The sequence below is a fragment of the Bradyrhizobium hereditatis genome (genome assembly GCF_020329435.1).
Classification (GTDB): Bacteria; Pseudomonadota; Alphaproteobacteria; order Rhizobiales; family Xanthobacteraceae; genus Bradyrhizobium; species Bradyrhizobium hereditatis.
Window position 1 is genome coordinate 100,310 of record NZ_JAGKJK010000010.1, and the last position, 22,616, is coordinate 122,925.

20 protein-coding genes are annotated in these 22,616 nt (G+C 63.9%); 9 read left to right on the forward strand and 11 right to left on the reverse strand.

The genetic code is table 11. From position 1 onward, the window contains the following. Window positions 1-23: 23 nt before the first annotated feature. The 5 genes from J6524_RS23220 to hpaR all read right to left on the reverse strand — a co-directional run bounded on the left by J6524_RS23220 (window position 24) and on the right by hpaR (window position 7,794). On the reverse strand, window positions 24-3,278 hold the full coding sequence (locus J6524_RS23220) for a transglutaminase family protein (RefSeq protein ID WP_225674800.1): 3,255 nt from the start codon (window positions 3,276-3,278) through the stop codon (window positions 24-26). A 239-nt stretch (window positions 3,279-3,517) separates the two neighbouring features. Beyond that, the gene (locus J6524_RS23225) at window positions 3,518-5,044 is read right to left on the reverse strand and encodes a D-arabinonate dehydratase (RefSeq protein ID WP_225674802.1); all 1,527 of its coding nucleotides are present in this window, start codon (window positions 5,042-5,044) and stop codon (window positions 3,518-3,520) included. 161 nt (window positions 5,045-5,205) lie between these two features. Next, on the reverse strand, window positions 5,206-5,985 hold the full coding sequence (locus tag J6524_RS23230) for an HpcH/HpaI aldolase family protein (RefSeq protein WP_225674804.1): 780 nt from the start codon (window positions 5,983-5,985) through the stop codon (window positions 5,206-5,208). A gap of 51 nt (window positions 5,986-6,036) precedes the next feature. Further along, a complete protein-coding gene (locus J6524_RS23235; protein ID WP_225674807.1) occupies window positions 6,037-7,122 on the reverse strand; it encodes a malate/lactate/ureidoglycolate dehydrogenase in 1,086 nt (361 codons plus the stop codon). 207 nt (window positions 7,123-7,329) lie between these two features. After that, window positions 7,330-7,794: a homoprotocatechuate degradation operon regulator HpaR gene (gene hpaR, locus J6524_RS23240; protein WP_376712069.1), complete on the reverse strand. Its 465-nt coding sequence runs from the start codon at window positions 7,792-7,794 to the stop codon at window positions 7,330-7,332. A gap of 216 nt (window positions 7,795-8,010) precedes the next feature. Here hpaR and hpaH point away from each other — a divergent pair, with 216 nt between their 5' ends. The 6 genes from hpaH to J6524_RS23270 all read left to right on the forward strand — a co-directional run bounded on the left by hpaH (window position 8,011) and on the right by J6524_RS23270 (window position 14,444). After that, window positions 8,011-8,817, forward strand: a complete 807-nt coding sequence (gene hpaH / locus J6524_RS23245) for a 2-oxo-hept-4-ene-1,7-dioate hydratase (protein WP_225674811.1) — start codon at window positions 8,011-8,013, stop codon at window positions 8,815-8,817. Window positions 8,818-8,846: 29 nt separating this feature from the next. Further along, on the forward strand, window positions 8,847-9,245 hold the full coding sequence (locus tag J6524_RS23250) for a 5-carboxymethyl-2-hydroxymuconate Delta-isomerase (RefSeq protein ID WP_225674813.1): 399 nt from the start codon (window positions 8,847-8,849) through the stop codon (window positions 9,243-9,245). Then, window positions 9,238-10,782, forward strand: a complete 1,545-nt coding sequence (gene hpaE, locus J6524_RS23255; RefSeq protein WP_225674815.1) for a 5-carboxymethyl-2-hydroxymuconate semialdehyde dehydrogenase — start codon at window positions 9,238-9,240, stop codon at window positions 10,780-10,782. Before J6524_RS23250 ends, hpaE begins: the two co-directional genes overlap by 8 nt. A gap of 147 nt (window positions 10,783-10,929) precedes the next feature. Beyond that, window positions 10,930-11,913: a 3,4-dihydroxyphenylacetate 2,3-dioxygenase gene (gene hpaD / locus J6524_RS23260; RefSeq protein ID WP_225674817.1), complete on the forward strand. Its 984-nt coding sequence runs from the start codon at window positions 10,930-10,932 to the stop codon at window positions 11,911-11,913. A 4-nt stretch (window positions 11,914-11,917) separates the two neighbouring features. Beyond that, the gene (locus J6524_RS23265) at window positions 11,918-12,787 is read left to right on the forward strand and encodes a fumarylacetoacetate hydrolase family protein (RefSeq protein ID WP_225674819.1); all 870 of its coding nucleotides are present in this window, start codon (window positions 11,918-11,920) and stop codon (window positions 12,785-12,787) included. A gap of 28 nt (window positions 12,788-12,815) precedes the next feature. Next, window positions 12,816-14,444, forward strand: a complete 1,629-nt coding sequence (locus J6524_RS23270; RefSeq protein WP_225674821.1) for a thiamine pyrophosphate-dependent enzyme — start codon at window positions 12,816-12,818, stop codon at window positions 14,442-14,444. 136 nt (window positions 14,445-14,580) lie between these two features. On the opposite strand, the gene J6524_RS23275 is transcribed toward J6524_RS23270, so the two are convergent. The 5 genes from J6524_RS23275 to J6524_RS23295 all read right to left on the reverse strand — a co-directional run bounded on the left by J6524_RS23275 (window position 14,581) and on the right by J6524_RS23295 (window position 19,653). Beyond that, the gene (locus tag J6524_RS23275) at window positions 14,581-15,804 is read right to left on the reverse strand and encodes an MFS transporter (RefSeq protein WP_225674823.1); all 1,224 of its coding nucleotides are present in this window, start codon (window positions 15,802-15,804) and stop codon (window positions 14,581-14,583) included. A 215-nt stretch (window positions 15,805-16,019) separates the two neighbouring features. Further along, window positions 16,020-16,673 carry a DNA oxidative demethylase AlkB gene (gene alkB / locus J6524_RS23280; protein WP_225674825.1) on the reverse strand — a complete coding sequence of 218 codons (654 nt, stop codon included), beginning with the start codon at window positions 16,671-16,673 and terminating at the stop codon, window positions 16,020-16,022. Between the two features lie 12 nt (window positions 16,674-16,685). Continuing rightward, window positions 16,686-17,426, reverse strand: a complete 741-nt coding sequence (locus J6524_RS23285; protein ID WP_225674827.1) for a 2OG-Fe(II) oxygenase — start codon at window positions 17,424-17,426, stop codon at window positions 16,686-16,688. Window positions 17,427-17,624: 198 nt separating this feature from the next. Continuing rightward, window positions 17,625-18,311: a DUF2848 domain-containing protein gene (locus J6524_RS23290; protein WP_225674828.1), complete on the reverse strand. Its 687-nt coding sequence runs from the start codon at window positions 18,309-18,311 to the stop codon at window positions 17,625-17,627. After that, window positions 18,304-19,653 (reverse strand): amidase, encoded by a 1,350-nt coding sequence (locus J6524_RS23295; RefSeq protein ID WP_225674830.1) that lies wholly within the window; start codon window positions 19,651-19,653, stop codon window positions 18,304-18,306. Before J6524_RS23295 ends, J6524_RS23290 begins: the two co-directional genes overlap by 8 nt. A 221-nt stretch (window positions 19,654-19,874) precedes the next feature. On the opposite strand from J6524_RS23295, the gene J6524_RS23300 reads away from it, so the two are divergent. Both J6524_RS23300 and J6524_RS23305 read left to right on the forward strand, forming a co-directional pair. Continuing rightward, window positions 19,875-20,288 carry a Zn-ribbon domain-containing OB-fold protein gene (locus tag J6524_RS23300; RefSeq protein ID WP_225674832.1) on the forward strand — a complete coding sequence of 138 codons (414 nt, stop codon included), beginning with the start codon at window positions 19,875-19,877 and terminating at the stop codon, window positions 20,286-20,288. A 5-nt stretch (window positions 20,289-20,293) separates the two neighbouring features. After that, the gene (locus tag J6524_RS23305; RefSeq protein WP_225674835.1) at window positions 20,294-21,433 is read left to right on the forward strand and encodes a thiolase C-terminal domain-containing protein; all 1,140 of its coding nucleotides are present in this window, start codon (window positions 20,294-20,296) and stop codon (window positions 21,431-21,433) included. On the opposite strand, the gene J6524_RS23310 is transcribed toward J6524_RS23305, so the two are convergent. After that, window positions 21,430-21,582, reverse strand: coding sequence for a hypothetical protein (locus J6524_RS23310; RefSeq protein ID WP_225674837.1), 153 nt, complete (start codon window positions 21,580-21,582; stop codon window positions 21,430-21,432). The two genes, J6524_RS23305 and J6524_RS23310, sit on opposite strands and share 4 nt — an antisense overlap. On the opposite strand from J6524_RS23310, the gene J6524_RS23315 reads away from it, so the two are divergent. Further along, a complete protein-coding gene (locus J6524_RS23315; protein WP_225674839.1) occupies window positions 21,581-22,495 on the forward strand; it encodes an SDR family oxidoreductase in 915 nt (304 codons plus the stop codon). The two genes, J6524_RS23310 and J6524_RS23315, sit on opposite strands and share 2 nt — an antisense overlap. The last annotated feature ends 121 nt before the right edge of the window (window positions 22,496-22,616 follow it).

A 22,616-nucleotide genomic window follows, 5' to 3' on the forward strand; every position in this document is an offset into this window, starting at 1 on the left:
GAGGCGTTTTTCGCCGCAATTCGCTATGGCAGGAGCGGCGTCCTCAAGTCGAGCGTCAAGGGGAATTCAATGCTGCGTTCCTCGGGTGGCGCCTCGATTTTGCCCGGGGTGTGGCCGTGATCCTGAAACCGGGCCAGCCGCCGCGCCTCCGCCTCATAGGAATTGACCGGCTTGGTGTCGTAGTTGCGGCCGCCGGGATGGGCGACGTGGTAGACGCAGCCGCCGAGCGAGCGGCCGTTCCAGGTATCGATCAGGTCAAATGTCAGGGGCGTATGGACCGGGATGGTCGGGTGCAGCCCCGAGGCCGGTTGCCATGCCTTGAAGCGGACCGCCGCAACCGCCTCGCCGGAGCGGCCGGTCGGCGTCATCGGCATCCGCCTGCCGTTGCAGGTGACGACATGACGTCCCTCGACGAAGCCGGTCGCCTTGACCTGCAGCCGCTCGACGGAAGAATCGACATAGCGCACGGTGCCGCCGGCCGAACCCTCTTCGCCGAGCACGTGCCAAGGCTCCAGCGCCTGACGCAATTCCAGCGCGACGCCGCCATGATGGACGCGGCCAAACGCCGGAAAGCGGAATTCGAGCTGGGCCTGATACCATTCCGGCGAGAACTCGTAGCCTGATAGCCTGAGTTCATCGAGCACACCGAGAAAATCCTCCCAGAGGAAATGCGGCAGCATGAAGCGGTCGTGCAGCGCGGTGCCCCAGCGTACGAACTTGCCCTGCTGCGGTTCGCGCCACAGCTTTGCGATTAGCGCGCGGATCAGCAGTTGCTGCGCCAGCGACATCCGCGGGTCGGGCGGCATTTCGAGCGCGCGAAATTCGACCAGCCCGAGGCGGCCGGTCGGGCCATCGGGCGAATAGAGCTTGTCGATGCAGATTTCGGCGCGGTGGGTGTTGCCGGTTATATCGACCAGGATATGCCGGAACAGCCGATCGGCCAGCCATAGCGGCGCCTCGATATCCGGCGGCGGCACGTGCGCGAGCGCGATCTCCAGCTCATAGAGACCGTCATGCCGCGCCTCGTCGATGCGCGGCGCCTGGCTGGTCGGGCCGATGAACATGCCGGAGAAGAAGTAGGACAGCGAGGGATGGCGCTGCCAGTACAGCACAAGGCTCTTGAGCAGATCGGGCCGGCGCAGGAACGGCGAATCCTGCGGCGTCGAGCCACCGACCACGACGTGGTTGCCGCCGCCGGTGCCGGTGTGGCGGCCGTCGACCAGAAAACGGTTGGCCCCGAGCCGGACTTTCGCGGCATCCTCATATAGGCCGAAGGTGATATCGACCGCCTCGCGCCAGCTTTGCGCCGGCTGCACGTTGACCTCGATCACGCCGGGATCAGGCGTCACCTTGATGACTTCGATGCGCGGATCATAAGGCGGCCCATAACCCTCGACATGAACCGACATCTGCATCTCTTCGGCAGTCGCCTCCACCACCGCGATCAGATCGAGGTAATGTTCGACCTTCTCGACCGGCGGCATGAACACGCACAGCGCGCCATCACGGATTTCGACTGCAGCAGCCGTGCGCACCGGCTTCGGCTTCGACCTCGCTTTCAGCCGTTTCCCGCCCGCCGCCCTGTCCTCGTCCGCAAGCTCCTGCCGCGCCTCCATCGGATCCTGCTCGACGACATAGGGATATTCTTCCGGCGGAACGTGCGGCAGCGATGCCATCGGCAGCCGTAGCCCGAGTGGGGAATCGCCCGGGATCAGGAACAGATGGCTGCGCCGAAGCTGCCATCGCTCGCTGATCCAGCCGGAGCCGTCGGCCTCGGCGTGCTCGATCGGCAGCACAAAGCCGCGCGGCTTATCGAGCCCCTCATCGAACACCCGCGCCATGCGCGCCCGCTCTTCGGCGTCGGCTAGTTTGGATTCGGTCGGATCGACGTTGACGGGAAGAGCGGCTTCCTTCTGCAACCAGTGCACGGGATCTTCATAGGCCGGCATCACATAGAGGATGTCGAGGCCGAGCCGCTTGGCCGTCGCTTCCATAAAAGCTTTGGCGTCTTCGATTAACGTCTTGCGCGGGCTATCGATCTTCGCGATCAGTTCGGCATTCTTCCAGATCGGCACGCCGTCCTTGCGCCAATAGAGGCCGAACGCCCAGCGCGGCAGGCTTTCGCCCGGATACCATTTGCCCTGTCCGTAATGTAATAACCCGCCCGGCGCGAAACGCGTGCGCAACTTGCGGATCAGCTCGTCTGCCAGCGCCTGTTTGGTCGGACCGACGGCGGCAATATTCCATTCCGGCGATTCCAGATCGTCGACAGAGACGAAGGTCGGCTCGCCACCCATCGTCAGGCGCACGTCATCGCGCCTGAGATCGGCATCGACCTGCTCGCCGAGCGCATCGAGCCGCGCCCAGGATTCGTCGGAGAACGGCCGCGTGATCCGCGGCGCCTCGCGGATGCGCTTCACGTTCATCTCGAAGCCGAAATCGACATTGGCGAAGCCGGCGCTGCCGGAGACCGGCGCTGCCGAGCGATAATGCGGCGTGGCGGCGACCGGGATATGCCCCTCGCCCGTCAGCATGCCCGAGGTGACGTCGAACCCGATCCAGCCCGCGCCGGGCAGATAGACCTCGGCCCAGGCGTGCAGATCGGTGAAATCATTCTCGACCTCGCGCCGGCCTTCCGGATCAATGTCGGGACGCAGCTGAATGAGGTAGCCGGAGACAAAGCGCGCGGCGAGACCGAGATGCCGCAAGGTCTGGATCAACAGCCACGCGGAATCGCGGCACGAGCCGGCGCCGCGGGCCAGCGTCTCCTCCGGCGTCTGAACGCCCGGCTCCATCCGGATGAGATATCTGATCTTCTTCGCAAGCTTGGCATTGAGCTCGACCAGGAAATTGACTGAACTGTCGGCCTCGCGCGGAATCTCCTTCAAGTGGGCTGCGAACAGCGGTCCCTGCTCCGTCGTCACGAGATAGGGCGCAAGCTCAGTCTTGAGATCGGCGGTGTAATCAAATGGAAAGGAATTGGCATAAGGCTCGACAAAGAAATCGAAGGGATTGACCACCGTCATCTGAGCGGTGAAGTCGACTTCGATCTTCAGTTCGCTCGCCTTCTCCGGAAACACGAAACGCGCCAGCCAGTTGCCTTGCGGATCCTGCTGCCAGTTCACGAAATGGTTTGAGGGCGTAACCTTGAGCGAATAGCTCAGGATCGGCGTGCGCGTATGCGGTGCCGGCCGCAGGCGCACGGTTTGCGGGCCGAGATCGATCGGTCGGTCGTATTTGTAGTGCGTGACGTGATGTAGCGCGACGTAGATCGACACGGATCCGGAGACTCCAGCGGCTTTTTTAAGCAGAACACCGGTTCCGGGTGGGATCAAGCACTAACAACGGGCAGCGCGTGCCTATGCGAAGTGCGAAACGCAGTCGTCCCTGCGAACGCAGGGACCCATACCGCGTGATCTATCCATCATGGCAGCTTGGTCGAGACCTTCCGCAACAACTTCAGCCGGTGATTATGGGCCCCTGCGCTCACAGGGGCGACGCGAAAGCGGTGCGAGAACTACATCGTCGCCCCTAACACCCACGGCGCGAATTCAGCCCCACCAAAATCAAAACTCTCACTTTTCGTTGGCTGGCCCGATGCCGTCTTCAGCATCAGATCGAAGATGCGCTGGCCGCATTCCTGCACCGTCTCCTCGCCGTCGAGGATGGTGCCGCAATTGACGTCCATGTCCTCTTCCATGCGCTTGTACATCGGGGTGTTGGTAGCGAGCTTGATCGATGGCGCGGGCTTGCAGCCGAACACGCTGCCGCGGCCCGTGGTGAAACAGACCATGTTGGCACCGCCCGCCACCTGCCCGGTCGCCGCGACCGGGTCGTAGCCGGGCGTATCCATGAACACAAAACCCTTCTTGGTGATGGGCTCGGCATAATTGAGCACGTCGACCAGGTTGGTGCTCCCGGCTTTGGCCATTGCGCCCAGTGACTTCTCCAGGATCGTAGTGAGGCCGCCAGCCTTGTTGCCGGGGCTCGGATTGGCGTTCATCTCGGCGCCCTCACGCCTTGTGTATTCCTCCCACCAGCGCATCAGGCCGACGAGCTTTTCGCCGACCTCGCGGCTGACGGCGCGGCGGGTCAGCAGATGCTCGGCGCCATAGGTCTCCGGCGTCTCCGAGAGGATCACGGTGCCGCCGTGACGCACGAGCAGATCGCTCGCCGCGCCGAGCGCCGGATTAGCCGATACGCCGGAATAGCCGTCGGAGCCGCCGCACTGCAGGGCTACCGTCAGTTCGCTGGCCGGCACAGGCTCGCGCTTCACTTTATTCGCGTCCGTCAGCGCCTCCTTCACGAAGGCAACGCCGGCTTCCACTGTCTTGCGGGTGCCGCCGACTTCCTGGATATCCATCGCGCGCAGGCGCCCGGCGAGCTTCTGCTCCTCCATCAGCCCGCCGATCTGGTTGACCTCGCAGCCGAGCCCCAGCACGATGACGTGAGAGAAATTCGCGTGCCGCGCGTAACCGCCGAGTGTCCGCCTGAGCAGCGTTAGCGGCTCGTTCTGCGTCATGCCGCAGCCGGTCTTGTGCGTCAGCGCCACCACACCGTCGACGTTCGGATAGTCGGCCAACGGGTTATCGCCGGTAAACGGATTCTTCTTGAACATATCGGCGACGATGCCGGCGACATGGGCGCTGCAATTCACTGAAGTGAGGATGCCGATATAGTTGCGCGTCGCCACGCGCCCGTCGGCGCGGCGGATGCCGTCGAAGGTCGCCGGCAGATCGAAATTCGGCACCGGCTTGACGTCGACGCCATAGGCATAGTCCTTGGCAAAATCGCCCATGCCGCAGTTCTGCGTATGCACATGCTGGCCCGGCGCGATCGGCGCAGTGGCAAAGCCGATGATCTGGCCATACCGCCGCACCGGCTCGCCAACCGCGATCGGCCTGATTGCGACCTTGTGGCCCGCCGGGATCCGCTCGGTCGTGGTGACACCGTCGGTTACCACCATTCCCGGCGGCAAGCTCGCGCGCGCGATAAGGACGCCGTCGTCGGGGTGCAGGCGGATGACGGGGGCCGGGTTGGTCATGGGAGTGTCTCCTTGCTTCAAAACTATCGTGCCCCGGATGCTGCGCAGCGCGAAAGCGGTGCGCTGCTGATCCGGGGCCTACACACCGCCGCTGCTACTGGGTCCCGGCTCTGCGGTGCACCGCCAAGAGGCGCTGCACCGCGTCCGGGACAGGAGACCATTTACGCCTTCCCGCCGGAATCCTTGCGGGTCTGGTTCACCTGCATCCTCGCATAGGTCGACATCAGGCCGACCTCGTTCGACAGCGTCACCAGCTTGAAGCCCATATTGATGGCGCGCACCGCGCCTTCGGCGCCCGAGCAGTGGATCCCCGGGTTGAGGCCGCGCTTGCCGCACTCCTTCACGATCTTCTCGTAGATCTTCAAAATTTCCGGCTCGTCGCGGTCGAGCTTCGGCACCAGGCCATAGGAGAAGCCGAGATCGGATGGGCCGATATAGACGCCATCGATGCCCTCGACATCGAGGATCGCTTCCATGTTCTCCACCGCCGTCCTGGTCTCCATCATCGGCAGCAGCACGATCTCGTCATTGGCGGTCTTCTGGTACGAGCCGGCGGTGCCATACAGGCCGGCGCGGATCGGGCCGTTCGAGCGCGTGCCCTTCGGCGGATACTTGGCGAACTGAACGAGGTCGCTCGCCTCCTTGGGAGTGTTGATCATGGGGCAGATCACGCCATAGGCGCCGCCGTCGAGCACCTTGCCGATGACGCCGGGCTCGTTCCAGGGCACGCGGACCATCGGCGTCACCGGATGGCCGTTCATCGCCTGAAAGCACTGAACCATCGAGAGATAGTCCTGCACGCCGTGCTGCATGTCGACGGTGACGCTGTCGAAGCCGCATTGCGCGATCACCTCGGCGGAGAAACCGGACGGGATCGCGAGCCACGCGTTCACCACGGCCTTGCCGGAGGCCCAGACTTTTTTGACATTGTTTGACGTCATTGCTCGCTTTCCCTTTGTGATCGTTGCAATTGTTTGACTTCGTGGAGTGGATTAGCTGGTCGCGCGCTGAATGGCGGCTTCGCTGACGCCGACCTCGCGGGCGGTGTTGACGATCGCGGCCCAGGTATCATCGGGCAGCGGCACGCCATTCTTCGTCCGCTCGGCGCGCATCTTCCTTTCGGGGTCGCCCGGCACCAGCACCGACTCGACGCCGGCGATCGGCTTGGTCTCCCTGATGAAGTCGGTGTAGCGCGAGACCTCGCCATCAAAGAAGTTGCTGGTGTCGATCACCTTGGGATCGACGTAGAAGGAGAGCATGCCATTGGCGAACTGCCGGCCGCCGGAGGTGGCGCCGGTGCCGGTGAGTGCGCCGCCGAGCACCTCGCAGATGAACGCAAGTCCCGAACCCTTGTGCTCACCGAAGGCGCGGATCGCACCGGTCCCCTTGGTGTGGTCGCGCGGTCCATCCGGGGTATAGGGACCATAGAGCACGGAGGGCTCTTCGCTCAGCGTGCCGTCGGCATCGACCAGCGCGCCAGTCGGCAGTTTCTTGCCGCCGCGGCTTGCCACCAGCACCTTGCCTTCGGCGACGATGGAAGTCGCAAAATCGAGCACGATCGGATCGTGCCCCAGGCGCGGAATGCCGACGCAATAAGGCGCGGTTGAGAGCCGCTTCTGCACGCCGCCAAACGGCGCCACCAGCAGCGAGCCGGCGGCGTTGACGAAGTGAACCGACACCAGCCCTTCAGCAGCGGCCATCTCCGCCCAGTCGCCGACACGGCCGATATGCCCGGCATTGCGCAGCGCGATCGCCGACAGCCCGGCCTTCTTGCACTTCTCGATGCCGGTCCGCACCGCGAACGGCGTCACCGTCTGGCCATAGCCGAACTTGCCGTCGACCACGGCGAGCGAGGGCGTATCAACGACGATCTCGGGGGTCTGGTTGGGAACCACATTGCCCGTCTTCTTCCAGCGGATATAGACCGGCACGCGAATTACGCCGTGGCTGTCATGGCCGGTGAGGTTGGCTGTCGTCAGATAGGTCGCGATGCGTCTGGCTTCTTCGGGCGAAGATTCCGCATGCGAAAAAACCTCGGCGACAAAATCGATCAGATTGTTGACTTTGATTGTGACCATGTCCGGATTTCAGCCTGTCCTTGCCCGGACGCCTGCCTGACGGCGGGCACCCTTCGCTTCCCACGCCGGTTTTGATGACCGGCTTGACCGGCACTTTGAACGAAAAATCACGCGCGTGTCTACTCGCCCCGATCGCATTAGCCAAATGATTGCAATCATTTGCCCGGCCGCTATGCATCGGGCCGGTAGCATCATGCAAATTTGCGCTTACTCTTCGACTTCGGCCTCGCCCTCACCTGCTACCTCCATCGCGGCAAGGCTACGTTCGAGTTCGCCGAGCATGTCCTGCAGTTCAGCGAGCTTGCGCGCGCCATAGCGATTGGTGATCTCGGCGTAGATCGCTTCCGACGTCGGCGCGACCGCCTCGATCAGCTTCAATCCCTTGGAGGAGATCGAGACCTCGCCGCGACGCAGATCGGCCTTGGCGGTCCGCCGCTCGATCAGGTCGCGTGCTTCGAGGTCGCGGAGAATGCGCGACAGGCTCGGCCCCAGGAGAAAGGCAACGCGCGCCAGCTCCGTCACCTCAATGGTGTCGACCGCCGTCAGCGCGCGCAGGATCCGCCACTGCTGTTCAGTCAGGCCATGGTTGCGCAAGGACGGACGGAACTGGCGCATCACGGCTTCACGCGCGCGCAAAAGCGACATCGGCAGCGAACGGGAGAATTCGCGCATCGGCGCGCGGCGGGGCTCTAGCGTTCCCTCCTGCTCCGAACGCGATCCGTTCGTCGATTTCTTGCCTGCCATCTTCAGTGTTCCGCTAATTCCGGAATCGTCCATCCCGCGAAGGATAAAGTTTTGCGCCGCAACAAGCATCAAATCAGTTTGCGCCGGATAACTTAACATGTTAAACAAATTTCAGCACCCGCTTTTTGATCAAGCCGGACGCCCATGGCCCTTTCCAAAGACGAAATCCGAAGCGCTGCCGAGCGGCTCGATCGCGCCGAAAAGACCCGCACGCAGATTCGCCAGCTTTCGCTCGAACATCCCGGCATAACGATCGAGGATGCCTACGCTATTCAGAAAGCCTGGGTCGAGATGAAGGTCGCCCAGGGCCGCGTCGTGAAGGGTCACAAGATCGGCCTGACCTCGAAGGCGATGCAGAGCGCGCTCAATATCGACGAGCCTGATTCCGGCATCCTGCTCGACGACATGTTCTTTACCGATGGCGGGCTCGTCCCGTCGGAGCGCTTCATCGGCACCCGCGTCGAGGCCGAACTCGCGTTCGTGATGAAGTCGCGCCTGGCCGGGCCAGGCTGCACCATGTTCGACGTGCTCAACGCCACCGACTTCGTGGTGCCGGCGCTGGAGATCCTGGATACACGGGTTGAACGCGTCGATCCGCAAACCAAATCGACCCGGAAAATCTTCGACACCATCGCCGACAACGCGGCGAATGCCGGCATCGTGCTCGGCGGCCGGCCGATCCGGCCGCTGGATGCCGACCTGCGCTGGATCGGCGCCCTCTGTTTCCGCAACGGCCAGCTCGAGGAAACAGGTCTCGCGGCCGGCGTTCTCAACCATCCCGCGACGTCAGTGGCGTGGCTTGCCAACAAGATCGCGCCGAACGGACTGGCGCTGGAGCCTGGACAAGTAGTGCTGGCGGGATCGTTCATCCGCCCGATCGAGACCCGCAAGGGCGACACGATCCAGGCCGACTATGGCCCCTACGGTTCGGTGAGCTGCTACTTCGCGTGACGCTTGAGGAAGACCGGAGTCATCGCTACATGCCGCACTTCACGATTGAATATTCAGGCAATCTCGATCGTCACGTCGACATGGGCGCAGTCGTGGAACTGGTTCGCAGGGCCGCAGTCGAGACCGGCATCTTTCCGCTCGGCGGCATCAGAGTCCGCGCCATCAAATGCGAGCACTATGCGATTGCCGACGGCCGACAGAACTACGCCTTTCTCGACATGGTGCTCCGCCTCGGCGAGGGCCGCGACCTCGCCACCCGCAAGAAGGCGGGCGAGCACATTTTCAAGGCCTTGTCGGCCTATCTCGATCCGGTCTTTGCGAACGAGAAGTTCGCGTTGTCGTTCGACATGCAGATCAACGACAAGGAAACAAGCTGGAAACGCAACAACATCCACGAAGCTCTGAAGGTGGAAACTATCAATGGATAAAGCGACACCTAAAGACGCCTTTCAGGCCAACCGAGACCGCGCAGCCCCCCTGCTCGCCAGATTGAAGAGTGAAGGCATCGGCCACATGATCGACGGCAAGACGGTGCCGTCGGTCTCCGGGCAGACCTTTGAGACGAAGTCGCCGGTCGATGGCGCGGTGCTGGCATCGGTCGCGCGCGGCCACGCCGAGGACATCGATCGCGCGGCAAGCGCCGCAACCCAGGCCTTCAAGGCCTGGCGCGAGGTATCGGCAGCGGCACGGCGGAAGCTGCTGCATCGCGTCGCCGACGCGATCGAGGACCACGCCGACGACATCGCGGTGCTCGAATGCATCGATACCGGCCAGGCCCACCGCTTCATGGCCAAGGCCGCGATCCGGGCAGCCGAAAACTTTCGCTTCTTCGCCGATAAATGCGGCGAAGCCCGCGACGGCCTCAACACGCCCTCTGAGGAACACTGGAACATTTCGACCCGGGTGCCGATCGGCCCAGTCGGCGTGATCACGCCGTGGAACACGCCGTTCATGCTGTCGACCTGGAAGATCGCACCGGCGCTCGCCGCCGGCTGCACCGTCGTGCACAAGCCGGCGGAATGGTCGCCGGTCACGGCGGACCTTTTGGCCAGGCTTGCGAAGCAGGCCGGCCTGCCCGACGGCGTGCTCAACACCGTCCACGGCTTCGGCGAGGAAGCCGGCAAAGCGCTGACTGAGCACCCAGCGATCAAGGCGATCGGCTTTGTCGGCGAGAGCACGACGGGCTCAGCCATCATGGCGCAGGGCGCCCCCACCTTGAAGCGCGTGCATTTCGAGCTCGGCGGCAAAAACCCGGTGATCGTGTTCGAGGACGCTGATCTCGACCGCGCGCTCGATGCCGTCGTCTTCATGATCTACTCATTGAATGGTGAGCGCTGCACCTCCTCCAGCCGGCTGCTGGTCCAGGAGTCTATCGCCGACAAATTCATCGAAAAGCTGACCGCGCGGGTCAAGACGCTGAAGGTCGGTCACCCGCTCGATCCTGCCACCGAGATCGGGCCGCTGATCCACGAGCGGCACCTCGCCAAGGTCTGCAGCTATTTCGATATCGCCAAAAAGGATGGTGCCACGATCGCAGTTGGCGGCAAGCCGCATGACGGCCCCGGCGGCGGCCATTACGTGCAGCCGACACTCGTGACCGGCGCGCATTCGAAAATGCGGGTGGCGCAGGAGGAAGTGTTCGGCCCGTTCCTGACCGTGATCCCGTTCAAGGATGAGCAGGACGCGATCGAGATCGCCAACGGCGTGCAGTATGGCCTGACCGGCTATGTCTGGACCGGCGACATGGGTCGCGCGCTACGCGTGGCCGATGCGCTGGAAGCCGGCATGATCTGGCTGAACTCCGAAAACGTCCGCCACCTGCCCACCCCGTTCGGCGGCATGAAGGCCTCAGGCATCGGCCGCGATGGCGGCGACTATTCGTTCGACTTCTACATGGAAACCAAACACGTCTCGCTCGCCCGCGGGACGCACAAGATTCAGAGACTTGGCCTGCCCTCATCCTGAGGAGCGGGCGCAAGCCCGCGTCTCGAAGGATGGGCCACGGGCCACATGGTTCGAGACGGCGCGGAGCCTGTCATCGGGCCGCGCTTCGCGCGGACCCGTTGGCGCCTCCTCACCATGAGGATTAACAATTTAAGGACAGGAAACCACATGCCCGTTCCGACCCACGTCTTCGATCCGCCCTTCAACATCATCCGCTGCAGCCATGCGGTGCTCGAGGTCGTGGACCTCGGCAAGAGCCGCGCGTTCTACGAGAGCACCGTCGGCCTTCATGTCGAAGACGCTGACGACAAGGCGGTTTACCTGCGCGGCAGCGAGGAGCATCAGCACCACTCGCTGGTCTTAAGGAAAGCGTCCAGCGCGGCCTGCAGCCGGCTCGGCTTCAAGGTCGGCAATGACGGCGATCTCGACAGGGCCGCCACCTTCTTTTCCGAGAACGGTATCGCCTATGCCTTCGCCGATCAGCCGTTCCAGGGCCGCACGCTGCAGTTCACCGATCCCGCCGGCTTCCAGTTCGAACTCTATGCGACGATGGAAAAGCGCCCGCATTTGCTGCGCCGCTACGACCTCTACAAGGGCTGCCATCCGCAGCGGCTCGATCATTTTAACGTCTTTTCGCCCGAGGTTCAGGGCACGGTCGACTTCTATGCCCGGCTCGGCTTCCGCCTGACCGAATATGGCGAGGAGGACGGGCCGAACGGCCGCATCGCCGCCGCCTGGATGCACCGCAAGGGCAACGTCCATGATCTCGCCATTACCAATGGCCGCGGCCCTCGCCTGCACCACATCGCCTATTGGACGCCGACCGCGATGAACATCCTGCATCTCTGTGACGTCATGGCCTCCAGCGGCTATCTGAAGAACATCGAGCGCGGCCCGGGCCGTCATGGCATCTCGAATGCATTCTTCCTCTACGTCCGCGACCCGGACGGCCACCGGCTCGAACTCTATACCAGCGACTATTTCACCGGCGACCATGACCACGAGCCGTTGCGCTGGTCGCTGAAGGACCCGCGCCGGCAGACGCTGTGGGGCGCGCCGGCGCCGCGCTCCTGGTTCGAGGAAGGCACTCCCTTCACCGGGCAAGCCGTGCGCGAGCCTGCCTTCGTCGCCGACGTCACCATTGCGGATTGATCATATGGCTGCTCTCCGCCTTGCCACCTACACCGTCAACGGCGCGCAGAAGTATGGCGCGGTGACCGATACCGGCATTGTCGATCTCTCCGCGCGTTTCGGAAAAGAGTATCCGACGCTGCGCGAAGTCATCGCCGCCGGCGCGCTGATGAAGCTCGCCGGCGAAGGCGCGCGGCATCAGCCGGACCATGCGCTGGAAGCGATCACCTGGCAGCCGCCGATCCCCTCGCCGGAAAAGATCATCTGTATCGGCGTCAACTATCCGGACCGCAACGCCGAGTACAAGGACGGTCAGGACGCGCCGAAATACCCGAGCATGTTCATGCGTACGCCGCGCTCCTTCGTCGGCCATAACACGCCGCTGGTGCGCCCGCGTGCATCCGCACAGCTCGATTATGAGGGCGAGCTGGTGATCATCATCGGCAAGGCCGGCCGGCACATCAAAGAGAGCGACGCGCTGGGCCACATCGCCGCCATCACGCTCTGCAACGAGGGCACCATCCGCGACTGGGTGCGGCACGCCAAGTTCAATGTCACGCAGGGCAAGAATTTTGATTCCACCGGCAGCCTCGGCCCGTGGATCGTGCCCTACACCGATGAAGGCCAGATCGCGGATATTCGTTTGACCACGCGAGTTAATGGCGAGACGCGGCAGGACGACCGCACCTCGCGGTTGATCTTCGGCTTCCGATACCTCATCAATTATCTCTCGACCTTCACCACGCTGGTGCCAGGCGACGTTATCGTAACGGGCACGCCAACCGGCGCCGGTGCGCGGTTCGACCCGCCGCGCTATCTCAAGCCCGGTGACGTCATCGAGGTCGAAGCCGAAGGCGTCGGCGTGCTGAACAATGGCGTGATCGACGAAGCCTGACAATTCCTGAGAGCGAGTGGATAGTACGATGAAAGCAACTTCCGGCGGCGAAGCGATCGTCAATGGCCTCGTCGCGCATGGCGTCGATACCGTGTTCGGCCTGCCCGGCGCGCAAATCTACGGGCTGTTCGACGCCTTCCATCAGGCGCAGTTGAAGGTGATCGGCGCGCGGCATGAGCAGGCTTGCGGCTACATGGCGTTCGGCTACGCGCGTTCATCGGGTAAAGCAGGCGTGTTCAGCGTGGTGCCCGGTCCCGGCGTGCTCAATGCCAGCGCGGCGCTGCTCACCGCGCTCGGCTGCAACGAGCCGGTGCTGTGCCTGACCGGCCAGGTGCCGACGGCGTTTCTCGGCAGGGGCCGCGGCCATCTGCACGAGATGCCGGACCAGCTCGCGACGCTGCGCACCTTCGTCAAATGGGCCGAGCGCATCGAATATCCCGATGCGGTGCCCTCCGTCGTGTCGCGCGCGTTCCAGGAAATGCTGTCGGGACGTCGCGGTCCGGTGTCGCTGGAAATGCCGTGGGACGTCTTCACGCAGCGCGCGCAGGTCGGCCCTTCCCCGGTGTTCGATCGCCTGCCCGCGCCGCAGCCCGATCCCGATCGCATCAAGGCGGCCGCCGCGCTGATCAAGGATGCGAAGCGGCCGATGATCTTCGTCGGCAGCGGCGCGATCGATGCGCGCGAGGAAATCCTCGAACTCGCTGAAATGATCGATGCCCCCGTGGTGGCGTTCCGGAGCGGGCGCGGCATCGTCTCCAACGCGCACGAACTCGGGCTGACCATGGCTGCGGCCTATAGACTCTGGCCGAATACCGATCTGATGATCGCGATCGGCACGCGCGCGGAACTGCCGACATCCGGCTTCCGCTGGCCGTATCAGCCGAAGGGATTGAAATCGGTTCGCATCGATATCGATCCTGCCGAGATGCGCCGGCTTGCCTCCGATGCCGCCATCGTTGCTGACGCCGAGGCCGGCACGGCGGATCTCGTCGCCGCCGTGAAGAAGGCCGGCTACACGAGGACCAGCGGCCGGCGCGGTGAAATCCGTGAGGCGACCGCGGCGGCGCAGCAGGAGATCCAGAAGGTGCAGCCGCAGATGGCCTACCTGAACATCCTGCGCGAGGTGCTGCCTGCGAACGCCATCGTCACCGATGAACTGTCGCAGGTTGGCTTTGCCTCCTGGTACGGCTTTCCGGTCTACGAGCCGCGCACCTTCATCACTTCGGGTTATCAGGGCACGCTCGGCTCGGGCTTCCCGACTGCGCTCGGCGCCAAGGTCGCCAACCCGGATAGGCCGGTGGTCGCGATCACTGGTGATGGCGGCTTTATGTTCGGCGTGCAGGAACTGTCGACTGCTGTACAGTTCAAGATCGGTGTGGTGACGCTGGTGTTCAATAACAACGCCTACGGCAATGTGCGCCGCGACCAGCGCCAGCATTTTGATGGACGCGTGGTGGCGTCAGACCTGGTCAATCCGGATTTCGTGAAGCTCGCCGAATCCTTCGGCGTCGCAGCGGCGCGTGTTGCCTCGCCCGCTCAGTTCAAGCCCGCGCTGGAAAAGGCGCTGGCCGATGGCGGGCCGTATTTGATTTCCGTGGAAGTGCCGACGGATTCGGAAGTGAGTCCGTGGGCGTTCATTCATCCGCCGAAGCCGTAAGTTATCCTCATGGTGAGGAGGCGCTTCTTCAGCGCCATCTCGAACCATGAGGCCCGTGGCCCATCCTTCGAGACGCGGCCTAAAGGCCGCTCCTCCAGCGACAACGGCGAAGCCGTTGCGCGGGGATGAGGGCGTGCTACTTCTCCGCCAATCTCCGCTGCATCCGCGACGCCGCAATCACCAGTAGCCCCGCACCCGCGACCGACCAGCACGCCACCGGCGCCCAGTGCAACAGCGGCGCATATTCCGGCAGCTTCTGCAGGCCGCCGGCGACCGCCGCCATCCGCGCAAAGGTTGCCAGCGCCAGCGCGGAGAATACCAGGCCCACCACCTTTCCTTCCGCGCCCGTCTCTCCGATCGCGAGCGCCGCCGAGACGGCGGCCATCAGCATGCAGCCCCACGCCGCGCCGGCGATGAGCTGCGCCGCGATCAGGATGTTGAGATTGCCGGCCATCTCCGCGCCCAGCACGGCGAGTGCGCCGAGCAGGCCTGCCGCGCCCATCACGATCAGCCCGCCGCGGTGCTTGACGACGACGCTCGCCGGAAACATCGCGATGTTGAAGCCGATCCAGAACACCGGCATCAGCCACTGCAATTCGTCCGGCTTGGCGAAGCGCAGGAAGAACGGCGTGCTGTTGATGGAAAAATGCAGCTGATAGCCGAGCGATAGGATCACCATCGAGCCGATGAAGAACATCGGCACCGCGCCGAGCGATTTTGCCGCCGCCGGCCGTTTCGCGACCGGCGGTGCCTGCGCCAGATCGCGCTCGACCTTGGACAGAGCGAGCGTGGTGAGCAGCAACACGACGCCGGAGATCACAAACGGCAGCCGCGGATCGTGATTGCGCAAGACTACGCCGAGGTAAGGCGACACCGCGCCCGCGAGCCCGTAGCCGAGCATCGTCAAGGCCGAGAGAAACGGTATTGCCGGCCGTGCGGCGTATTTTCCGAGTAGCGTCAGGGGCGGCGCGCGCAGCGCCGAAGACGTCACGACCCAGATCAGGATCAGGACGATGAACCAGACTTGCGCGGCGGGTCCGGTGCCGGCCACGAACGGCAGCGCGACAAACGCTGCGCACGAAATCGCAGTCAAGCCGCCGACGACCACGCCGAGCCTGCCGACGAACGGCACGATCCTGTCGGCGGCAATGCCCATCGCGGTGTCGGTGATCGTGAAGATCGCCTGGTCCAGCATCAGGATCAGAATGACCGCCGATGGCGCGATACCGACATCGGCGCAAAGTTTCGGCAGGTAGACGACGTAGGTGGTCCAGCCGAGCGTGAAGACGAGTTGCAGAACGGCGAGATAGACGCCAGTGCGATTGGCGCTGTTGTTGGATGCTGCTTCTGTCGTGCTCATGTCGGCCCCCCGGCGCGGGGAGCATAGACCAGCGGACACTTCGCTGAAAAGCGATCCGATGCGGTCTCGTGCCCCGGATGCAGCGCAGCGTGAAACGGTGCGCTGCTAGGCCGGGGCCCATTCACGTGGGGCACCATGGGTCCCGGCTCTGCGGCGCAGCGCACCGGACGATGCTTCGCATCGCCGGGAGCGCTGCACCGCGTCCGGGACACGAGTCACCGCGCTTTGCGAAATGTCAGATTGATCCGCTGCCGCCCCATCACGGGGTGCTCGCCGTCGGCGAGCGGCGCCACGCCGTGAAAAAACAGCCGCGACGGGCCGCCCCAGATCACAACGTCGCCATGCTCCAGCCGGTAGCGCGCAGGCTTGTCGGCGCGCTTTGGGCCGCCGAACAGGAAGATCGCTGGTAGCCCAAGCGAGACCGAGACGATCGGCGCATCAAAATCGAGTTCGTCCTTGTCCTGATGTAGCGACAGCTTCGCGCCGGGCACATAGCGATTGATCAGGCAGGCCTCCGGCCCGAAGCTGTTGAACCCGGCGTCCGCCGCAGCGTCGGCCGCGAGTTTGCGCAGCACAGGCGGCATCGCCGGCCACTTCTGTCCGGATTCGGGATCGATGGCGTCATATCGATAACCAGTGTGGTCCGACACCCAGCCGACGCTGCCGCAATTGGTCATCGCGACCGACATGCGGTGGCCGCCCGGTGTGATCAGATGCCGGAACGGTGCCTGTTTGACGATCTCGCGCAGTGCCGGAAGCAGCTCGGCTTCGAACGGTCGCGCAAAGCCGCGCAGTAGCACCGCGCCATCCGCCATCGCCTCGCGCGATGGGCGCACATCGGGAACGACGTCGAACAAATCCGTAGTCAATTCAATTCGCGCTCATTTGGCATCGTGGAAGATCACGCCGACGGTGTGGCGATGGCCGGATCTGATACGGCTGACGCCGTGGCGCAGATTAACGCGGTACGGCCCGCGCGTCCCCTGCACGGGACGGTGATGCACAGCAAGCGCGACCGCATCGCCTTGCCTGAGCGGCACCACTTCGGGCCGCGACTGCATCCGCGGCCGCTGCTCGGTCAGCACGAACTCGCCGCCGTCGAAATCGCGCCCCGGCTCCGACAGCAGGATCGCGACCTGCAGCGGAAACACATGCTCGCCATAGAGATCCTGATGCAGGCAATTGTAGTCACCCTCGCCATATTGCAGCAGCAGCGGAGTCGGCCGCGTCTGCCCGGCGTCGTGGCAGCGCTTCAGAAAAGCCTCGTGCCGGTCGGGATAACGGATATCGATCCCCATCGTCTCGTTCCAGCGATTGGCCGTGTCGCAGAGCCGCACATAGAGCGCGGGCCGCAGTTCCGCGATCAGCTTCGGCAGCGGATACGCGAAATATTTGTACTCGCCGCGGCCGAAGCCGTGACGGCCCATCACGATCCGGCTGCGGAAGTGCTTGTCGTCGGGATAGAGCACGGCCAGCGCCGCGCATTCTTCCGGCGACAGCAATCCCTTCAGGACGGCGCAGCCCTGCGCGTCGAGATCAGCGTCTACCTGCGCCCAGTCGATGGCGTCGACGCGGGCGGCGATGGTGAGCGGACGGTCGATAGTTCTTGCGGTTGCTCTCATGGCGGGAAATTTCGCAATCAGGCCACAACAAAACCACCCGATTTCCGACGAGTTCCATCCCCGTCATTGCGAGCCACCGGGTCGCGCGAATGCGCGCCCGATGACAGGCTCCGCGAAGCAATCCATACCGCAGCTCGGGGATAGATGGATTGCTTCGTCCGCTTCGCTCCTTGCAATGACGGTGGTTGGAGCGGAATGCTACCCCAACACCGGCATCGTGATCACATCATAGCCGTGGCTGATCTTCCGTCTCAGCACGGGATCCTCCAGCTCGAACTCGAACCGGCTGGCCGGGCGGATGCCGCCCTTGGCTGCAAAGGTGCCGCCGAACATGGCGCAGCCATCGGGCAGGCCTTTGCCGCCGAAACCTCGCTCGATCAGCTCCTTCACCGGCAGCATCGCATCCAGCGTGCCCTCCTGATAGAGCACGCGCGCACCGCCGATGATGGCCCAGGAACGCAGGATCAGCTTGTCCCAATGGGCGATGACCTCTTCCAGTTCCCACAGCACGGACGCCACCGGCTTGTCGCACATCTGCTTGGAAACGGTGACGCTGTAGCTCTCCACCTTGCGGTCGGTATGATCGGAGCCGCAGCCGACGAAGATGCGACCCTGCCAGCCGATCAGCACGAATTCGACCTCACCAGAAGAATTTTCGCCGCAGACCTCGATGCGGTCGTCCTGCGTAATCCGCCGCGCCGAGCAGCGGTAGTAGATCGGCGTGGTCGCGGGGCGCGCGATGCCGAGCGCTTCGAGTTCGGCGATGTGCTTGTCGCGTGCCACCGGATCGCGCCCGGTCCAGCCGGCGATGACGGCCTGATCGATCGCCAGCGTCAACGGCGTCAGCATACCCTTATCATCGACGTTGAAGGTCAGGTCAAACACGGATGATGTCCTCCATTCCGGCCGCGAGCTCGAAGATACGGCGGTCTGAACCGCCAGCGGCGGCGAGCATCAGCCCGACCGGCATTTCGCCTTCGCGATGCGCCGGCAGCGAGATCGCGCAGCCATCGAGCATGTTGATCAGCGTGCAGTTGCGCAAGGAGCGCAAATTTTGCGTGGCAAAAGCTTGGTCGTCGGCAAGATCGGCGATTTTCGGTGGCGCGTTGGCGGTGGTCGGCAGCACCAGCGCGTCATAAGGCGCGATCCGCTTTTCGGTCCGCGCAATGAACGAGCGGCGCGCGTCCAAAATATCGATATAGTCGGCGGCGCTGATGCTTTCGCCGCGCAGGATGCGGACGCGAACGCGGGGATCGTAGACATCTCCCTTGCTGGCGAGCAGGTAGCGGTGCCACGCAAAACTCTCCGCGGCGGCAAATCCGCCCTTGCTATTCATGACGAGGACGTCATTGAATTCCGGCACCTCGATGCGCTCGATCAAGGCGCCCTGCCGCGACAGCGTCGCCAGCGCGCGCTCAAACGTTTTAGCGACCTCATCGTCGAGATCATCGAGCGCAATCGTCGTCGGTACCGCGAGCCGCATGCCCCTGATCGGGCGTGGCTGCAACGGCTGCATGGCTTCATCGGCCAGCACGGCGTCGAGCACCGCGCAGCAGGCGACGCTACGCGCCAGCGGCCCAAAACTGTCGAGCGAGGACGACAGCGGTACGCCGCCTGTGAGCGGCACGCGGCGCTGCGTCGGCTTGTAGCCGACGATGCCATTATAGGCCGCCGGGATCCGGCAGGAGCCGCCGGTATCGGTGCCGAGCGCGCCATAGGCCATGCGATCGGCGATCGACACCGCCGCGCCCGAGGAGGAGCCGCCCGGCACATGGCCGACGCTGCGATTGAACACGCTCTTCGGCGTGCCGTAGTGCGGATTGATGCCGATGCCGGAATAGGCGAACTCGGTCATGTTGGTGCGGCCGATCACGATGAAGCCGGCCCGCCGCAGCCGCGCCACCACGGGCGCATCGGCCTCGGCAGGAGCCGAATCCTCCAGCGCGCGGGAGCCGGCACGCGTCACCTGCCCCTTGATGTCGAACAGGTCCTTGATCGAGACGGGAATGCCGGCATAAGGCGACGGCGCGGCATTGGCTTTGCGCAAGTGATCCATCGCGTCGGCGGCCGACAGCGCGGCGTCCTTGTCGACATGGATGAAGGTGCGCGCGCCCTCTCCGGAAGGGTCGGCAATGCGCGCGAGACATTCCTCGACCAGTTTGCGCGCGGTGGTGCGTCCGGCATCGAGATCGGCGGCAAGGCTCGCAAGCGTCGGATGGTCAGGCATGGTTCTCTTGATCGTCTCTCTGAATCGCTTCCGGAGTGGAGCAATTTACCGTGGCGCGGACTATCTCCGATGATGGGGTGGCATACAAGCGCTCTCGGCCCGCAGGAATGCGGCCATGCGATCGCCGCTGCCGCTGAACCGTTGACGGGCAACAGCCAAATGGCGCATCAAGGCCGCAACAGCTAAGCAAACGCCCGACCTCCCGAGGAGAAATTGCCGATATGGCCGAGCCCGCCCGCGCGAGACCAAAGCCCACACCCGAAACCCAGCATTTCTGGGATGGAACGCAGGTCGGCGAATTGCGTCTGCAGCGCTGCGATGCCTGCGCCAATGTCTATTTCCCGCCGCGCCCGTTCTGCCCCTCCTGCGCCTCGCGCAAGGTTTCCGTGTTCAAGGCGAGCGGCAAGGGCAAGCTTTATAGCTACGTCATCAACCATCGCCCGGCTGCGCCCGGCTTCACCCCGCCCTACGCGATCGCGGTCGTTGAGCTCGACGAAGGCCCGCGCATGATGAGCAACATCATCGACTGTCCGCAGACGCCGGAGGCGTTGGAGCTCGATATGAAGCTCGAGGTCGCGTTCGAAAAACTTGACGACAAGATCACCCTTCCCCTGTTCCGTCCGGCGAAGGGCTAAGCACCATGCGCAGAAACCAGGTCGCTATTGTCGGCGCTGCCGAGACCACCGAACTCGGCGTCATCCCCAACATGTCACAGATCCAGCTGCACGCGGATGCCGCGCTCAACGCCATTGCGGACGCCGGGCTGAAACTCTCCGACATCGACGGCATCGCCACAGCCGTCGAAACCCCGCAGCAAATCGCTCATTACCTCGGCATCACGCCGACCTGGGTCGACGGCACCTCGGTCGGCGGTTGTTCGTTCATGCTGCACGTCCGCCACGCCGCCGCGGCCATCGAAGCCGGCCTCTGCAAGACCGTGCTGATCACGCATGCCGAAAGCGGCAAGTCGATGATCGGCAAACTGCCGCGCTCGATCCCGGCCGACAGCCTGCAGGGCCAGTTCGAAGCGCCGTTCGGGGTGTTCGGCCCGCCCAGCATGTTCCCGATCCCCGTGCTGCGCTTCATGAAGACCTACGGCATCACCCATGAGCAGCTCGCCATGGTGGCGGTCGTGCAGCGCGAATGGGCCGCGAAGAATCCGCGCGCCATGATGAAGGAGCCGATCACGGTCGCCGATGTCCTCAACTCGCGCATGATCGCCTACCCGTTCCGCCTGCTACAGTGCTGTCTCGTCACTGACGGCGGCGGCGCGCTGATCCTCACCGCCGCCGACCGCGCCAAGGATTTTCCGAAGAAGCCGGTCTACATCCTCGGCACCGGCGAGAGCGTGGAAACGCCGATGGTCAGCCAGATGGAGACGTTCAACTCCTCGCGCGCATTCAAGGTCGCCGGCCCCACCGCCTTCAAGGAAGCCGGCATCACCCACAAGGACGTCGATCACCTGATGATCTACGACGCCTTTGCACATCTGCCGCTCTACGGCCTCGGCGACCTCGGCTTCATGCCACACGAAGAGACCGGCAAGTTCATCGCCGACGGCAATACCCGCCCCGGCGGCAAGCTGCCGCTCAACACCAATGGCGGCGGCCTCAGCTATATGCACTCCGGCATGTACGGCATGTACGCGCTGCAGGAAAGCGTGCGGCAGATGCGCGGTATCGCCCCGGCGCAGGTACCGAATGCAAAGATCTCGGTCTGCCACGGCGTCGGCGGCATGTTCGCCGCAAGTGGCACGATCATCTTTACGAACGAACGTTAGAAATGGCTGGCGCGGGCGCTCAATCCGTCATTGCCGGGCTTGACCCGGCAATCCATCTTCTTCTGAAGAAAGATGGATGCGCGGGTCAAGCCCGCGCATGACGAGTGGAGTTCTGGCTCGGCCATCAAACAAAGGATGGAAAGCATCATGACAAAATCACTGCAAGACAAAGTCATCATCGTCACCGGCGCAGGCCGCGGCATCGGCCGGGAGATTGCGCTGCTGTGCGCCGCCGAGGGCGCCAAGGTCGTCGTCAATGACCCCGGCGGTGCTGCTGATGGCGCCGGTTCGAGCGCTGCGCCCGCCGAGGAGGTAGTCGAGGAGATCAAGAAGCGCGGCGGCACCGCAGTCGCCAATTTCGAGTCGGTGGCGGAAGCGATCCCCGCCAGCAAGATCGTCAAGACCGCGACCGATCACTTTGGCCGGCTCGACGGCGTCGTCAACAATGCCGGCATTCTGCGCGACATGATCTTCCACAAGATGAGCGTGGAAGCGTTCGAGGCCGTCATCAAGGTACACCTGATGGGCTCGTTCTATGTCTCTCACGCCGCGGCGCGGCTGTTCCGCGAGCAGGAGAGCGGCTCCTTCGTGCACTTCACCTCCACCTCAGGCCTGATCGGCAATTTCGGACAGGCCAACTACGCCGCCGCCAAGCTCGGCATCGTCGGCCTGTCGAAGTCGATCGCGCTCGACATGGGCCGCTTCAACGTGCGCTCCAACTGCGTTTCGCCGTTTGCCTGGACTCGCATGATCGGCACCATTCCGACTGAGACGGAAGCCGAGAAGGCGCGCGTCGAGAAGATCAAGCAGATGGGCCCGGAGAAGATCGCGCCGCTGTGCGCCCATCTGCTCTCGGATGCCGCCAAGGACGTCACTGGACAAATCTTCGGCGTGCGCATGAACGAGATATTCCTGTTCAGCCAGAATCGTCCGGTGCGTTCGGTTCACCGCGGCGAAGGCTGGACGCCGCAGACCATCGCCGAACACGGCATGCCGGCGCTGAAGGGATCGTTCTCCAAGCTCGACCGCTCGGCTGATATCTTCACCTGGGATCCGATCTGAGCGCGTGCTTCCCAACGCACCGCCGTCATTGCGAGGAACGAAAGCGACGAAGCAATCCATGCGTCCGCGCACTCGGAGAGATGGATTGCTTCGCGGAGAGTGTCATCGGGCGCGCGTTCGC